At 66.2% G+C, this 14,981-nt stretch carries 14 protein-coding genes and 1 riboswitch; of the genes, 2 read left to right on the forward strand and 12 right to left on the reverse strand.

All coding sequences use genetic code 11. The annotated features are described in order from the left end of the window. Positions 1–2: 2 nt before the first annotated feature. Together CHB64_RS01360 and CHB64_RS01365 are read right to left on the reverse strand one after the other, a co-directional pair. Positions 3–581: a F0F1 ATP synthase subunit delta gene (locus CHB64_RS01360; RefSeq protein WP_089410789.1), complete on the reverse strand. Its 579-nt coding sequence runs from the start codon at positions 579–581 to the stop codon at positions 3–5. 192 nt (positions 582–773) lie between these two features. Next, positions 774–1,328, reverse strand: a complete 555-nt coding sequence (locus tag CHB64_RS01365; protein WP_159462365.1) for an acyloxyacyl hydrolase — start codon at positions 1,326–1,328, stop codon at positions 774–776. 117 nt (positions 1,329–1,445) lie between these two features. Here CHB64_RS01365 and CHB64_RS01370 point away from each other — a divergent pair, with 117 nt between their 5' ends. Beyond that, entirely contained in the window at positions 1,446–2,318 is an 873-nt protein-coding gene (locus tag CHB64_RS01370; RefSeq protein ID WP_089410790.1) for a methyltransferase domain-containing protein, read from the forward strand. A 39-nt stretch (positions 2,319–2,357) separates the two neighbouring features. Here the strand turns inward: CHB64_RS01370 and CHB64_RS01375 are convergent, their stop codons facing one another. The 3 genes from CHB64_RS01375 to CHB64_RS01385 all read right to left on the reverse strand — a co-directional run bounded on the left by CHB64_RS01375 (position 2,358) and on the right by CHB64_RS01385 (position 4,232). Beyond that, positions 2,358–2,540, reverse strand: a complete 183-nt coding sequence (locus CHB64_RS01375) for a Flp family type IVb pilin (protein WP_089410791.1) — start codon at positions 2,538–2,540, stop codon at positions 2,358–2,360. Beyond that, a complete protein-coding gene (locus CHB64_RS01380; RefSeq protein WP_089410792.1) occupies positions 2,537–2,938 on the reverse strand; it encodes a (deoxy)nucleoside triphosphate pyrophosphohydrolase in 402 nt (133 codons plus the stop codon). The genes CHB64_RS01375 and CHB64_RS01380 overlap by 4 nt, the downstream gene beginning before the upstream one ends. Positions 2,939–3,005: 67 nt before the next feature. After that, positions 3,006–4,232, reverse strand: a complete 1,227-nt coding sequence (locus tag CHB64_RS01385; RefSeq protein WP_089410793.1) for a peptidylprolyl isomerase — start codon at positions 4,230–4,232, stop codon at positions 3,006–3,008. A 171-nt stretch (positions 4,233–4,403) separates the two neighbouring features. On the opposite strand from CHB64_RS01385, the gene secA reads away from it, so the two are divergent. Continuing rightward, on the forward strand, positions 4,404–7,274 hold the full coding sequence (secA, locus tag CHB64_RS01390; RefSeq protein WP_089410794.1) for a preprotein translocase subunit SecA: 2,871 nt from the start codon (positions 4,404–4,406) through the stop codon (positions 7,272–7,274). A 12-nt stretch (positions 7,275–7,286) separates the two neighbouring features. Here secA and gcvPB read toward each other — a convergent pair whose 3' ends face one another. From gcvPB to CHB64_RS01425, 7 genes are all read right to left on the reverse strand, one after another. After that, entirely contained in the window at positions 7,287–8,858 is a 1,572-nt protein-coding gene (gene gcvPB / locus CHB64_RS01395; RefSeq protein WP_089410795.1) for an aminomethyl-transferring glycine dehydrogenase subunit GcvPB, read from the reverse strand. A gap of 2 nt (positions 8,859–8,860) precedes the next feature. Beyond that, complete coding sequence (gene gcvPA / locus CHB64_RS01400; protein ID WP_089410796.1) at positions 8,861–10,201, reverse strand: aminomethyl-transferring glycine dehydrogenase subunit GcvPA; 1,341 nt, start codon at positions 10,199–10,201, stop codon at positions 8,861–8,863. Next, positions 10,202–10,573, reverse strand: a complete 372-nt coding sequence (gene gcvH, locus CHB64_RS01405; protein WP_089410797.1) for a glycine cleavage system protein GcvH — start codon at positions 10,571–10,573, stop codon at positions 10,202–10,204. A 22-nt stretch (positions 10,574–10,595) separates the two neighbouring features. Continuing rightward, positions 10,596–11,759, reverse strand: a complete 1,164-nt coding sequence (gene gcvT, locus CHB64_RS01410) for a glycine cleavage system aminomethyltransferase GcvT (protein ID WP_089410798.1) — start codon at positions 11,757–11,759, stop codon at positions 10,596–10,598. Between the two features lie 149 nt (positions 11,760–11,908). Further along, positions 11,909–12,012, reverse strand: a riboswitch (glycine riboswitch). Positions 12,013–12,157: 145 nt separating this feature from the next. Next, the gene (locus CHB64_RS01415) at positions 12,158–12,616 is read right to left on the reverse strand and encodes a Fur family transcriptional regulator (RefSeq protein WP_089410799.1); all 459 of its coding nucleotides are present in this window, start codon (positions 12,614–12,616) and stop codon (positions 12,158–12,160) included. A 71-nt stretch (positions 12,617–12,687) separates the two neighbouring features. Then, positions 12,688–13,797 (reverse strand): Fe(3+) ABC transporter substrate-binding protein, encoded by a 1,110-nt coding sequence (locus CHB64_RS01420; protein ID WP_200815193.1) that lies wholly within the window; start codon positions 13,795–13,797, stop codon positions 12,688–12,690. Positions 13,798–13,862: 65 nt separating this feature from the next. Further along, positions 13,863–14,891: an ABC transporter ATP-binding protein gene (locus CHB64_RS01425; protein ID WP_089410800.1), complete on the reverse strand. Its 1,029-nt coding sequence runs from the start codon at positions 14,889–14,891 to the stop codon at positions 13,863–13,865. Between the last annotated feature and the right edge of the window lie 90 nt (positions 14,892–14,981).

The following is a 14,981-nucleotide window of genomic DNA, read 5'->3' on the forward strand; positions in this document are numbered from 1 at the left end:
CGTCAGGCCTCTTTCATCACGGATTTTAAACGGTTGAGCTTCGTCTTGAGCGAGGAGTCGATCATCGTCGAGCCGACCTTTACGACGAGCCCGCCCAACAGTTCCGGGTCGACACGGACCGACAGGTTGACCGCCCGGCCGACCATCGCTTCGAGCTCATGGCGCAGGCGCTTGATCTGTTCGTCGTTCAGCGGGACCGCGGCGATCGCGTCGGCGGCGACCTCGCCGCGATGGGCCGCCAGCCGCGCAGCGAAGGCCGCCAGGATCGCAGGCAGCGCGAACAGGCGGCGATTTTTTGCGACGAGCGCCAAAAAGTTGCGCATCAGCGGCGCGAATCCCGCCTTCTCCGCCAGCGCCGCCATGGCGCGGGTCTGTTCCTCGACGCCGTAGACCGGATTTTTGAGGAAGACGCGCAGATCCTCCGATTCGGCGACAGCTGCGCGCAAGGCGGCGACGTCGACCTCTATGGCTTCGAGCGCGCCTTCTTCAAGCGCCAGCTCGAACAACGCCTCGGCGTAACGCGCGGCGACGCCGGCGACAGGTCCTGCGGCGAGTTGCGCTGCGGCGGCTCCAGCAGACATCAGGACGATCGACTCCTGTCCGGAAGAACGCCCGGATGGGGCGCCTAATCATTTGATTTTACTGCAAGTTTAAGAGCGTCGGACAGCGCGCCGCCCGACCCCCGACCGCGAGTTCGGCGCGCCATAGCACGCCCCCTCGCGCGAGGCAACAAGTCCCGCTGAGGCGGAATGGCGGCGCGGGGAGGGCTTCATTCAGAACCGATAGCCCAGACGGAACCCGAGGGCGTCGAGGCCCTCGTTGGGCGAGCAGAGCCCTGCGTTCGACAGGTGGCTGAGATGGACGGACAGGCTGAGCCGCTCGCTCAGCCGATAGCCGACATCGCCGGCCAGACGCGCAACCAGCCGACAGCCGAGATAAGCCGATTCCGGCCGGATCGGTTCGCCGGAATCGAGACCGGTCTCCCCGTCATGGACCGCGAAGCCCGCCGCGGCGCTGACGAAGAAGCGCCGACCGATGGACTGATCCCAGGCGAGGCCGGCATAGGCGTAACTCGTGGCGCCCCCGGCGGTCGCGACAGAAACGCCCGCCTGCGGCCGGGGACGGCCCAGAAAAGCGAGCGCTTCGGGCGAGTCGAACAGAACCTCGGCCGACAGGGCCGCGCCTTTCTCCTTGTTATCTGCGAAGGGGCCCGTGTCCTGCAGCGCCGCGCCGACCCGGATCTCGTCGATGGAAGACGCCGCCGCGCGCCCGATGAGCAGGATCGTCGCCGCCATCAGCGCGCCTGTGATCGCCGCCTGCCTCGCCAAAGCCAGCCCCTCAAGATTTCTTTCTTCAAGCGCTATGCCGGTTCGCGCGCCGTCGCAATGCATGAGCGGGGCGCGACATTCATTCCCTTCCGGCCAGGCAACGCTTAGGCTCGCGCCATGTCGAGCCCGCCCCCTTCCGGCGCGCCGCCGCGCATATTCGACCGCGCCCTCGCAGCGCGCCGGCGCGCGCGGGCGAGCGCCCGCTTCGCTGCTTTCGACTTCCTGCATCGACGAGTCATGGCTGATATCGTGGACCGGCTCGAATCGGTGACGCGCGATTTTCCGCAGGCTCTCGTCTACGGCGCGAGCGGGCTTGAGAGTCTCATCACGCCCGCCTGCGGCGTCGGCGATATCCTGCGCGCCGATCTGGCGGCGGAGCGACTCGCCGGACCGGGCCCGGCGCTCGTTTTCGACGAGGAGCGCAACCCCTTCGCGCCGGCCCGATTCGACCTGATCGTCAGCGTGCTGAGCCTGCACGCCGTCAACGACCTCGTAGGCGCGCTCATCCAGCATCGCGCCGCGCTCAAGCCCGACGGGCTGTTCGTCGCCGCGCTGTTCGGCGAGGAGACTCTATCCTCCTTGCGCGCGGCGCTGTACGCCGCCGAGTGCGCGATCCGCGGCGGAGCGAGCCCGCGCGTGGCGCCGTTCGCCGATGTTCGCAGCCTCGGCGCGACTCTGCAGCGGGCCGGTTTCGCCATGCCGGTCGCCGACATCGATTCCATCCGCGTGCGGTATGAAAATCCGATAAGACTCCTGCGCGACCTGCGCGGCATGGGCGAGGCCAACGCTCTCGCCGAGCGCCCGCGCCCGCTCACGCGCGCCATCGCGGCGGACGCGCTCGCCCGCTTCTCGGCGCAAGGCGGAGAGGCGCGCTTCGACATCGTCTATCTTACAGGGTGGGCGCCGGCGGAGGACCAGCCGAAACCGCTCAGGCCAGGCTCGGCTACCCATTCGCTTGCCGATGCGGTGCGCGCGCAACGGCGCAGATGAAGCAGGAAATTACATGCCGCGAACGCGGCGACGACGAGATCACTCCATCGCGTTGGAGATCGTATTGTACATATTCCGCGTGGAGTCCGTATAGTTGGTGATCGCCGCCACGACCGCCAGAAAGATCAGCGCGACGATGAGGCCATACTCGATCGCCGTCGCGCCGGATTCGTCCGCTGCGAAGCGGCGCGCGAGCGCGGTGAAGTCGCCGGTCGCCGTCATAACAAATCCCTCAGCTGCGCCGCGAGCGGCCGATCCGCCGGCGGCATGTCGTAGCTCATGAGCTCGCCCGGCCGCACCCAGGCGAGCGCAGCGGCTTCCAGCGGTTTCGGTCGACCGGACCATTTCCGGCAGACGAATAAGGGCATCAAAAGATGAAACTCCCCTGAATCATGCGAGGCGAAGGCGATCGGAGAGAGGCAGGCGGGCGTCACGTCCACGTCGAGCTCCTCCCTGAGCTCGCGCGCGAGCGCGGCTTCCGGCGTCTCGCCGTCGGCGATCTTGCCGCCTGGGAACTCCCACAAGCCGCCCATCGGCTTTCCCTCCGGCCGCTGCGCCAGCAGCACGCGCCCGTCGGCATCGATCAGCGCGCAGGCCGCCGCCAGAAGCAGCTTCGACATCCTTTCTCTCCGATTGTTAAGGAACGGTTCTTAGCGACCTGTGACGCGGATCGGTAAAATTTTACGGTCATTGCCGCAACGTCGGCCGTACGGCGTCCTCGGGCGCGGCTTCGGTCTTGAGCGCTTCGTCCGCGTCTTCCGGCGGGTAATAGACCACCTCGTGAGCTTCCTTGAGCCGGGCGAGGGTCCGTTCGATCGTGCGCAGGGTCAGAAAACGACGGATGTTGTCGCGCACGGCGGCCAGCGGGACGCCCTGGGTCGGACGGCGGTCGAGCACCTCGAGGACATGCCAGCCGAATTCCGTCCGGAAGGGCGCCGCCATCTCGCCCGGCGGCGTGGAAAACGCCGCCGCCGCCAGGGCCGGAGCCATCATGTCGCGGGTGAACCAGCCGATCTCGCCGCCATAGGGCGCCGTCGCCCGGTCGAGAGAGCGCGCGCGGGCGAGCGCGGCGAAATCCGCGCCGCCCTCAAGTTCGGCGAGCAGGGTTTCAGCCTCCTCGCCGGTCTCCACCACGATGTGGCGCGCGCGCACCTCGTCGCCGAGCCGCGTCACGTCGGCCTGGGCGGCGTAAAGCCGCCGGATCGCCTCCTCGGTCACGGCCTCCTCAATGCGCGCCTGCATATAGTCCGCCGCGAGAATGCGCTCGCGGGCCGCGACCAGCCGGCGGGCCGTTTCGGGCGTCCTATGCAGACCCGCCTCCAGCGCCGCGCGGGCGAGCAGGCGCTGTTCGACATAAGCCTGCACCAGCTCGCGGCTATGGGCGGCCTGCGGGGTCAGGCTTTCGTCGTCCCGGAGCGCGCCTGAAGCGCGGGCGAACGCTTCGACCTCCGACAGGCGAACGTAACGACCTTCGATGCGAGCGAGGATCGGATCGTCCGGATCGACCGGCGCGCGCTCCTGGCCTTGCGGCGCCTGTCGGGCGCCGTCCGCGCGCAGCTCGTCGATGATCCATAGCCCCGCGACGATCAGGATCACGCCCGCGACCGCGCTATAGGCCCGCCCGGCCTGCGTCGGCAACCAGCGGATCAGATCCGTCAGGGCGCCCGCCGCCACTTTCGCCACCAACGCAAGCGCGCCCCACAAGGTCAGCGCGACGAGTTTCGCGCCGCGCCACAACGCTGCGTCGAGCGCCCCGGCCAGACGCCAGACGGTGACGATCAGCTTGGCCGCGAGCCGCGCGAGGGCGCGCACGCCGCGCGCGCCTGCGCGGCCGGCGGTCATCAGACCGGCGCGCGCCGCGCGGCCGGCGCCGCCAAGCGTCCCTGTTTCGTCTCTGCCCGAGCCTTTCGCCATCAGCCGTCGCTGCTCCGCGCGCCGCGTTTGCGTTCCGTAGGCTTCGTTGACAGCCTAGAGCCCCCTGCTTATCTCTCAGGCGCGCCCGAAGGGCGCTTTTCCCGTCTCAGCAGGCGCCCCTCGCATCCTGGTCGGCGACCCTGGGATTCACGTCAGCAAGGTTTGCCGTTCATGGCGCTTCTCGGCATCGCAAAAAAACTTTTCGGCTCCGCCAACGATCGTCGCCTGAAGCCATTATGGCGCCGCGTCCAAGCGATCAATGCGCTCGAAGACGAAATCGCGCAGCTCAGCGACGAAGCCCTGAAGGCCAGGACCGACGCCTTGCGCCGGCGCCATCAGGCGGGCGAGAGCCTCGACGCCCTTCTGGTCGAAGCCTTCGCCACGGTGCGCGAGGCCGCCAAGCGCGCCCTCGGCCAGCGCCATTACGACGTGCAGCTTCTGGGCGGCATGATCCTGCACGAAGGCGCGATCGCCGAGATGAAGACCGGCGAGGGCAAGACCCTGGTCGCGACCTTGCCCGTCTATCTCAACGCGCTGACCGGCCGCGGGGTTCACGTCGTCACCGTCAACGACTACCTCGCCAAGCGCGACGCGGAATGGATGGGCCGCGTCTATGAGCGGCTCGGCATGACGGTCGGCTGCATCGTCCACGGACTGACCGACGCCGAGCGCCGCCAGGCATACGCCGCCGACATCACCTACGGCACGAACAACGAGTTCGGCTTCGACTATCTGCGCGACAATCTCAAAGGCTCGCTCGAAGAGATGGTCCAGCGCGGCCATCACTACGCCATCGTCGACGAGGTCGATTCGATTCTCATCGACGAAGCGAGGACCCCGCTCATCATTTCCGGGCCCACGGACGACAAGTCCGAGCTCTACATGACCATCGACGGGTTCATCCCGCAGCTCGAAGAGAGCGATTACGAGATCGACGAAAAGGCGCGTTCGGTCGTGCTCACCGAGGAAGGCAACGAGAAGATCGAACAGCTTCTGCGCGAAGCAGACCTTCTGGAAGGCGACAGCCTCTATGACGCGGTCAACATCTCCGTCGTTCATCACGTCAATCAGGCTCTCAAGGCGCACAAGATCTTTCAGCGCGACAAGGACTATATCGTCCGCAACGGGAAGGTCGTCATAATTGACGAATTCACCGGCCGCATGATGGAGGGCCGGCGCTGGTCGGACGGTCTGCACCAGGCCGTAGAGGCGAAGGAAAAGGTCGCCATTCAGCCTGAGAACCAGACCCTCGCCTCGATCACCTTCCAGAATTATTTCCGGCTTTACGAAAAGCTCGCGGGCATGACCGGCACCGCTCTGACCGAAGCCGCCGAATTTAGCGACATCTATAAGCTCGACGTCGTCGAGATCCCCACCAACAGGCCGGTTGCCCGAATCGACATGGACGACGAACTCTACATGACGGCGGAGGAGAAATACAAAGCGATCGCCGTACAGATCGCCGAGTGCCATCGCCGCGGCCAGCCGGTGCTCGTCGGCACGGTCTCGATCGAGAAATCCGAGCGCCTTTCCGAGCTTCTGTCAGACAGGAAATTCTTCCGCAACGTCGCCAAAAGCCTGCGGGCGCGCGCCGGCGAGCTCAAAGCCAAGGAGAGCGACCTCAAGGAAGAGCTTGAAGACAAAGCCGCTTATCTCGAAGAGCTCGCCGCTAGGAAAACGCCGATCCTGCACAACGTGCTCAACGCGCGCTACCACGAGCAGGAAGCGGAGATCATCGCCGGGGCCGGCGCGCCCGGCGCCGTAACCATCGCCACCAACATGGCCGGACGCGGCACCGACATCCAGCTCGGCGGCTCGATCGACATGCAGTTGATGAAGTCTCTCGAAGAGGGCGATACGCCGGAGACCATCGCGAGAAAACGAGCCGAGATCGAAGCGCGCGTCGCCGAAGCCAAGAAAAAGGCGCTGGAAGCGGGCGGCTTGTTCGTTCTTGGTACGGAACGTCACGAGAGCAGGCGCATCGACAACCAGCTTCGCGGTCGATCCGGTCGGCAAGGCGACCCCGGCGCGACGAAGTTCTTCCTGTCGCTTGAAGACGACTTGATGCGCATCTTCGGCACGGGCATGGAGAAGATGCTCAAGCGCTTCGGCATTCAGCCCGACGAGTCGATCGAGCATCCCTGGTTCACCAAGGCCGTCGAGACCGCCCAGAAGAAGGTCGAACAGCGCAACTTCGACATCCGCAAGAACCTTCTCAAGTTCGACGACGTCATCAACGACCAGAGAAAGGCGATCTTCGAGCAGCGCCGCGAATTCATGTCGGCTGAGACCGTCGACGACATTATCGCAGACATGCGCGCCCAGCTCGTCAATGACCTCGTCGCCAAGCATATTCCGCCGAAAAGCTACGCCGAAAAATGGGACGTCGAGGGGCTGGAGAAGGCCGTGGAGGAGATTTTCGGCGCGAGCCTGCCGATTTCCGAATGGGCCAAGCAGGAGGGCGTCGCCGACACCGAGATCGCCGACCAGCTTCTCGAGGAGGCCAATCGCCTCGCCGCCCAGCGCGCCGCCGAGATCGGCCCCGACATCATGCGTCGAGTGGAGAAAGCCTTCCTGTTGCACGCGCTCGATTCCAACTGGAGAGAGCATCTCCAGCAGCTCGACCATCTGCGGTCGGTCGTGTGGATGCGCGGGCACGCCCAGCGCGACCCGGTCAACGAATTCAAGACCGAAGCCTTCGCCCTGTTCGAGGCGCTGCTCGATAATCTGCGGCGCGACGTCATCCGGATGCTGATGAACGTTCAGGTGCGCGCGCCCGAGGAAGCCGCGCCCAGGCCCCAGTCCTTGCCCATGCGGGAGATCCACGCCGACCCGCGCACCGGCGAGAACGAGATGGAGCTCGCCGGCGCCGGCGCCAGGATCGCGCGCGGCGCCTCGGCCGGGGTCGGCACGCTCGCCGCCGCGCGCCGGACGCAGTCGGTCGATCCCGCCAATCCAGACACCTGGGGGCGCACGCCGCGCAACGCGCCCTGCCCCTGCGGCTCGGGCCGCAAGTTCAAGCACTGCCACGGAACGATTTGACGGACGCTCCCCCTATTCCCGGTCCGGCGCCGTCCAGCGCAGGATAGGCGCGCGCGCCGCCGCGGTCTCGTCAAGGCGTCGGCGCGGGGCGTGATGCGGCGCGCTCTTCAGCGCAGGATCGCCCGCCTTCGCCCGGCGCGCGATCGACAGGAGCGCGTCGCAAAACAGATCGAGCTCCTGCCTAGATTCCGATTCCGTCGGCTCGATCAGCATCGCGCCGCGCACGACCAGCGGGAAATAGGTCGTCATCGGATGATAACCCTCGTCGATCATCGCCTTGGCGAAATCGATGGTCTCGACGCCCGTTCCTTTCATGAACCGGTCGTCGAAAAGCGCCTCGTGCATGCAATAGCCCTCGAAGGCCGGCGTCATCTCAGTCTTGAGGCGCGCAAGGACGTAGTTGGCGTTGAGGACCGCATCTTCGGCCGCCTGACGAATCCCGTCCAACCCATGGCTTAGCATATAGGAGAGGGCGCGCACGAACATGCCCATCTGACCGTGAAAGGCGGTAAGCCGCCCGCCCGCATGCCCTTCCCCTTCGGCCTCGGCCGCGCGACGGGTCTCGACGAGATGATAGCCGCCGTTCTCCTTGACGACGTAAGGGACCGGCGCGAACGGGGCGAGCGCCTCAGACAGGACGACCGGCCCCGAGCCCGGTCCGCCGCCGCCATGGGGCGTCGAAAAGGTTTTGTGCAGATTGATGTGCATGGCGTCGACGCCGAGATCGCCCGGGCGGACCTTGCCGGCGATGGCGTTGAAGTTCGCTCCGTCGCAATAGAAATAGCCTCCAGCTTCGTGCACCGCCTCGGCGATCGCCATGACGTCGCGCTCGAACAGCCCGCAGGTGTTGGGGTTCGTGACCATGATCGCAGCGACGTCAGGACCGAGCTTCTCCTTCAGCGCAGCCAGATCGACGCGGCCGGACCTGTCGGCGGGAATCGAGTCGACCCTGAAGCCGCATTGGGCGGCGGTCGCCGGATTCGTTCCGTGTGCGGATTCCGGCGCCAGGACGCGCTTGCGCGTTTGCGCCTCGCCGCGCGCTTCGAGCGCGGCCTTGATCGCCATCATGCCGCAAAGCTCGCCATGGGCTCCGGCCTTGGGGGACATGGCGACGGCCGGCATGCCGGTGAGCGCGATCAGCCATTCCGCCAGTTCGTGGATGAGCGCGAGCGCGCCCTGCACGGTCGATTGCGGCTGCAGGGGATGAATGTCTGCGAAGCCCGGCAGGCGCGCCATTTTCTCGTTGAGCCGCGGGTTGTGCTTCATCGTGCACGAGCCGAGCGGGAACGGCCCCATGTCGATGGCGTAGTTTTTCTGCGACAGGCGCACGAAGTGGCGCATCGTCTCCGGTTCGGAAAGGCCCGGCAGGCCGATGGCGCCGTCGCGCGCATGAGCGCCTAGGCGGCTTGTCCCTTTCGGCTCAGGCAGATCGACGCCGGTCTTGTCGAAGGCGTCCTTCTCGAAGATGAGGGACTCCTCGATCTGCAGCGCGCGATTGCCTGTGAAGGTCGTCGGCGCGCGCTGCGCCGCAGCCGCCTGGGTCACCTCGGCGCGGGTCGGACGGCCCTGAGCGTTCATCGCCATGGCTAGAGCACCTCTTCAAGCGCGCGCGCGACGGCGGCGATGTCCTGATCCGTAGTCATTTCAGTGGCTGCGACGACGAGAAGATCATGCGTAGACGGATCGTGCGGCCAGAGCCGTCCACCCGGCACGCCGGCGAGCACGCCTTTCGCGGCGAGCGCGTTGACGACTTCCGACGCGTTCGTCGGCAGGCGGATGGTGAACTCGTTGAAAAACGTCTCCGTCTCGATCTTGACCCCCGGGACTTTGGCGAGCGCGTCCGCGGTCTTGCACGCGGCTTCGTGGCTGAGCATCGCCACTCGTCTGAGGCCCTTTTCGCCGAGCAAGGTCATGTGCACGGTGAAGGCGAGCGCGCAGAGACCGGAATTGGTGCAGATGTTCGATGTCGCCTTGTCGCGGCGGATGTGCTGCTCGCGAGTCGAGAGCGTCAGTACGAAGCCGCGCTTGCCGTCGGCGTCGACAGTCTGGCCGCAAAGCCGACCGGGCATCTGACGCACATATTTCTGGCGCGTCGCGAACAGCCCCACATAAGGCCCGCCGAAATTGAGCGCGTTGCCGATCGATTGGCCTTCGCCGGCGACGATGTCGGCGCCCATTTCTCCGGGGCTCCTGACCGCGCCGAGCGAGACGGCCTCCGTCACGACGGCGATCAAGAGCGCCCCTTTTTCTCGGCAGGCCGCAGCAAGCGGAGACAAATCGCGCAGATTGCCGAAAACGTCCGGGTTCTGAACGACGACGCAAGAGGTGTTCGCATCGATCAGCGCAGCGAGATTTTCCGTCCCCCCAGGGTCGAGCGGAACGGCGGCGACTTTCGCCCCGACGAGATCGAGATTGGTGCGCGCGACCGCCGCGTAATGGGGATGTAACCCGCCGGAAAGCACGACGCGATCGCGCTTCGTCACCCGCCCGGCCATCAGCACCGCCTCGGCGCAGGCGGTCGAGCCGTCATACATGGAGGCGTTGGCGACCTCCATGCCGGTCAGCGCCGCGACCTGGGTCTGGAACTCGAACAGATATTGCAGCGTCCCTTGCGCGATTTCCGGCTGGTAGGGCGTATAGGCGGTCAGAAACTCCGAGCGCTGAATGATATGATCGACTGTCGCCGGCACGTGGTGGCGATAGGCCCCGCAGCCGACGAAGAACGGTCCCGCCCCGGCCGCGCGATTCTTCGCCGCCATGGCCGACAGGATGCGCTCGACCTCAAGCTCGCTCTTATGCAGAGGCAGGTCGATCTTCGGGTTCAGCGCCGCGGCCGGAACGTCGCGAAAGAGATCGTCGACCTCGCGAACGCCGATGACGTCCATCATCGCACGGCGATCGGCGGCGGTGAGGGGCAGGTAGCGCACCTATGCGTTCTCCAGCAGTTTCTTGTACGCTGCTTCATCCATCAGCGAGTCAAGCGCGCTTGCGTCGGCGGGCTTCATCTTCACGAACCACGCCGCGCCTTCGGGGTCCTCGTTGACCTTGGCCGGCTCGTCCACGATGGCCTGGTTGACATCGACGATCTCGCCGGCGATCGGCGCATAGACGTCGGATGCGGCCTTGACCGATTCGACCACCGCCATGTCGTCGCCCTGGCCGAACGCCCTGCCGGTTTCGGGAAGCTCGACGAACACCACGTCTCCGAGCTGCTCGGCGGCGTGCTTCGTGATTCCGACGACGGCGACATCGCCTTCCATGCGCACCCATTCGTGATCTTTGGTGTATCTGACCGTCATTTCGCCCTCCTGGCCCCTTCCGTCAGCCCCGAAAATATCTGTGCGGCGCGAACGGCATGGCGACGACGCGCGCCGCAAGCGCCTTGCCGCGCACGATGAGGTTGAGCGCCGTTCCCGGCGCGGCGAAATCAGCCGCGACATAGCCCATCGCCACGGGTCCGTTCACGCTCGGCCCGAAGCCGCCGGACGTGACGACGCCGATGCGCACGCCGTCCGTAGTCTGAATTTCCGTCCCCTCGCGCGCCGGCGCGCGGCCCTCGGGCCGTATGCCGACCCGCTTGCGTTTGGGACTTTCAGCGAGCTCCTTCAGAATGCGCGCCGCGCCCGGAAAGCCGCCTTCCTCGCGCCGGCGCTTGCCGATAGCGAAAGCGAGGTCGGCCTCGACCGGCGAGGTCGTCTCGTCGATGTCATGCCCGTAAAGGCACAGCCCAGCTTCGAGGCGCAGGCTGTCGCGCGCGCCAAGTCCGGCCGGCGCGACGTCCGGATGGTCGAGCAGCGCGCGGGCGAGGTCCCCCGCATGGGTATCGGGAACGGAGATCTCGAACCCGTCTTCGCCGGTGTAACCGCAGCGGCTCACGAAGACTTCGACGCCGTTCCATGCGCGCGCCCGCATCGTCATGAATCCTTGCGCGCCCGAACCGGGCAGGAGCGCTTCGACGACGCCGGCCGCCTTCGGTCCCTGAATCGCAAGGAGACTGCGGCTTTCGAGGATTTCAAGCGTCGTCCGGCCGCTGAGTTTTTCCTTGAGGAGGTCGAAATCCCGATCCTTCACCGCGGCGTTGACGACGAGAAAGAGCGCGCCCTGACGCGCGTCCTCCTCGGGGCGCGTGATCATCAGGTCGTCCAGAATGCCGCCTTGGTCGTTCAGAAACACCGAATAGCGCAGGCCGCCTTTCTTCAGCTTGCGGATTTCGCCGGGGACCAGCGTTTCGATCGCGTCGGCGACTGCGCGATGGGCCTCCTCGCTTCCGATCGGCGTCTCAGTCGTCCGCAGGAACGCCTGCCCCATATGGGAGACATCGAACAGACCCGCTTTCTCGCGCGTGTGCAGATGCTCTTTCAGGACGCCGTCAGGATACTGAACAGGCATCGCATAGCCCGCGAAGGGAACCATCTTCGCGCCGAGCTCGAGATGAAGCTCATGAAGAGCGGTGCGTTTAAGGTCTGAGAGCGATTCAATCGTCATACCGGTTCCATGCGCGTGGTCCGCCCGATCGGGACGGAACCCCGGCTGTCATGGAACCTGAGAGATTTCGCGGGAACCGCGCCAGAAGCGCGTCCGCTTACTCCTTCGGTGGGGATCCCGCATGACGCGAAACCCCGCTTTCCAGCCTTAACCCGCGCGCGGTCCTTTTGCCTGAGAGTTTCCGGGGCGGTTGCTCCTTCGGCGCCCTCCTGCGCCCGTCAGGGCGAGTGAAGGTCTCTCCCGCAAACGCGGCGCCGCGCGCCGAACGCGCGGTCCGCCCGACAATAGGATTCGCCGCGTGGGAGTCAATGATTCGCGAAGCGAGAGAGCGCCAGAGAGGCAAGGCGATTTTCGCGCGGGACGGTTTTTTCCGCTCTGTCAGCTCGCCTTGTCTTTCGTCAGCTCGGCGCTGCGCAATTGCGACAGTAGCCGCGCACTTCGAGTCGGGCGGTGCGCATGTCGAAGCCGGTGCGATTGAGCGCCGGTCCGACGCCCGCCGCCACGCCGTCGATCTCGATCTCGGTCACGGTGGCGCAGCGTTCGCAGACAAGAAACGCCTGGACGTCGTGCATCCCGTCCTGATTGCACAAGACGAAGGCGTTGAGTCCGTCGAGCTTGTGGATCGCGCCTTTTTCCTCCAGCCCGTCAAGCGCGCGATAGACCGTCATCGGGGCGCGCACCCCCCGCTCTTTCAGCCGATCGAGAATCTCGTAAGCTTTGAGCGGCTCGCCTGCCGCGGCCAGCGCGTTCCAGACGAGCCTTTCGTTCTTCGTGAGCCCGTGCGGCGGCTCGCTCGCCTCCAGAGAACGCCGATGCGGCCGGGAATTCTTCCCGCTCCTGGCGGTCGTCCCGCTCATACGCGCCTCGCAACATGCATTACAGGCGCGTTATATCATTGTTATATCAACCGGGGAAGCCGGATTTCCCATTACGGCCAGCCGACCCGATCGAAGATTCGCACCGCCTCGGCCTGATTGCGGCCATAGGCGGAAACGTTGAGCGAATCGGCGCGGAACGCGCCGAAGCTTGCAATCGGCCCCTCGACCGGAACGCCCTCGACCACCGGATATTCATTGTTGCCGCCTGCGAAGGCGAGCTGTGATTCATCGCGCAACAGGAAACCGATCAGCCTTTCGGCGTTCTCAGGATTCGGCGCGTGACGCGTCACGCCGGCGCCGGAGATATTCACATGGGCGCCGCGATCCGCCTGATTCGGGAACAGCACGCCGATTTTTTCGCCGATGGCCGCGCGGGCCGGATCGTCGGACCCTATGAACCGCGCGACATAATAGCTGTTGACGATGGCGAGCCGGCACAGCCCCGCCGCGACCGCCTCGATCTGGGAGGTGTCGTTGCCCTGGGGTTTGCGCGCGAAGTTGGCGACGACGCCGCGCGCCCAATCCTCGGCCGCTTCGGGCCCGTGATGGGCGATCAGCGAGGCGAGGAGCGACTGGTTATAGACATTGGTCGAGGAGCGCACGCAGATCATGCCGCGATAGGCGGGATCGGCAAGGTCTTCATACGTGTCAAGCCCTTCGGGCAGACCCTGGTCCTTATTGAAGATGATGATTCGCGCGCGCTTCGACAATCCGACCCACAGCCCGTCGGGATGGCGGTATTGCGCCGGTACGCGCGCGAGGATCGCTTCATCCGCGATCGGCCGGAACAGGCCGCGTTCCTCGGCCCGCCACAGCACGCCTGCGTCGGCGGTCATGAAGATATCCGCCGGACTCGCCCCGCCCTCGCGCGCCAGGCGCTCTATCAGGGCGTCGCCCCCGGCTTCGATCAGATTGACCTTGATCCCCGTTTCCGCCGTGAAGGCGTCGAACAGCGCGACGTCGGAATCGTAATGCCGACCGGAATAAACGTTGACCTCGCCTGCGTCTGCTGATGATGGCGACGTCATCCCGTCATCGGCGGCAGGCGCGCCGGCGCCGGGGCCGCAGGCGGCGAGCAGCGCCAGCGCGCCGGCGAACAAAAAGCCTCTCAACGCTCTTGCGACGAACCCTAACGGCCAGGATTTCAGGAGGTTCGACATGAGATCCCCTTAATGAGAATAATTCTTACTTTCATATCAACGCCTATCTCCACCGACCCGCCGGGTCAAGCAGGGCGCGGGAAAATCCGCGCGCGCGCCGGATCGAACCGCACCGCAAAGCGCGCCCCTGGCGCCGCGCAATCCGACGCGACGACAACGATCTCCGCCGCCGGATCAGAGACCGCACGCAGCCGCGCGCGCCAGTCCGGCCCGGCGAAGCGGCAGTCGACGACGACGCCGGTCCCGGCGGGGTCTTCCACGCCGCGCGCGCCGCCCGCCTGTACGACCGCAAGCGCCGGCCCGTCAGGCAGGCCAGGCGCCGTTACTGCGCCGAACGGCGTGGTGAGCATCCCCCCCGCAGCAATTCCGAAAAGCTGCTGCGCGCCGGGAAACAGGCTCGCGCCTTCCGGGGTCTTCGCGGCTTCGAACAACGCGCGCGGACTTGCAGCCTCGACGATGCGGCCCGCTTTCATCACCGCGATGCGGTCGCCGAGAGCGAGGGCTTCTTCCGGATCGTGCGTGACCAGCAGCGTCGCCGCGCCGCGCTCTTTCAGCATGCGGCGGATTTCGTCGCGCAGCCTGCGGCGCAGCACCGCGTCGATGCTGGAGAAAGGCTCGTCGAGGAACACCGCCCGCGGCCCGCGGGCGAACGCCCGCGCGAGCGCCACGCGCTGTTGTTGCCCCCCCGACAGCTCGTGGGGATAGCGCCCGCCGAGACCGTCGAGGCCGACGCGCGCGAGTTCTTCTTCAGCCCGCGCGCGGCGGGCCTTTCGGGGCAGGACGTTCAGCGCGAAGGCGACGTTCTCGATCGCCGTCAGATGGGGAAACAACACGTAATCCTGAAAGACGAAGCCGATCGGCCGGCGCTCGGCCGGCGTATCGAGCCCGTTCCCAGCCAGCAACGCCCCGTCGAGCGCCACCCGCCCCGCCTGCAACCGCTCGAGGCCCGCCGCCAACCTCAGCAGCGTCGTCTTGCCGCAGCCCGACGGGCCGAACAGGCATACGATTTCTCCCCGCTCGGCTTCAAGGCTGACCCTGTCCACCGCCAGAGTCCGGCCGTAGCGGTGGACGATGTCGGCAAGAACAAGGCTCATTCGACTGTCCCGACGACTGCGCCTGACGTGCCTGTCGCGCTGGCGCGTTGCGAATGATAGCTAGTGGCGCCATGGCCTTCCCTACGCAAG

This window comes from Amphiplicatus metriothermophilus, from assembly GCF_900199215.1.
GTDB classification, from domain to species: Bacteria; Pseudomonadota; Alphaproteobacteria; order Caulobacterales; family Parvularculaceae; genus Amphiplicatus; species Amphiplicatus metriothermophilus.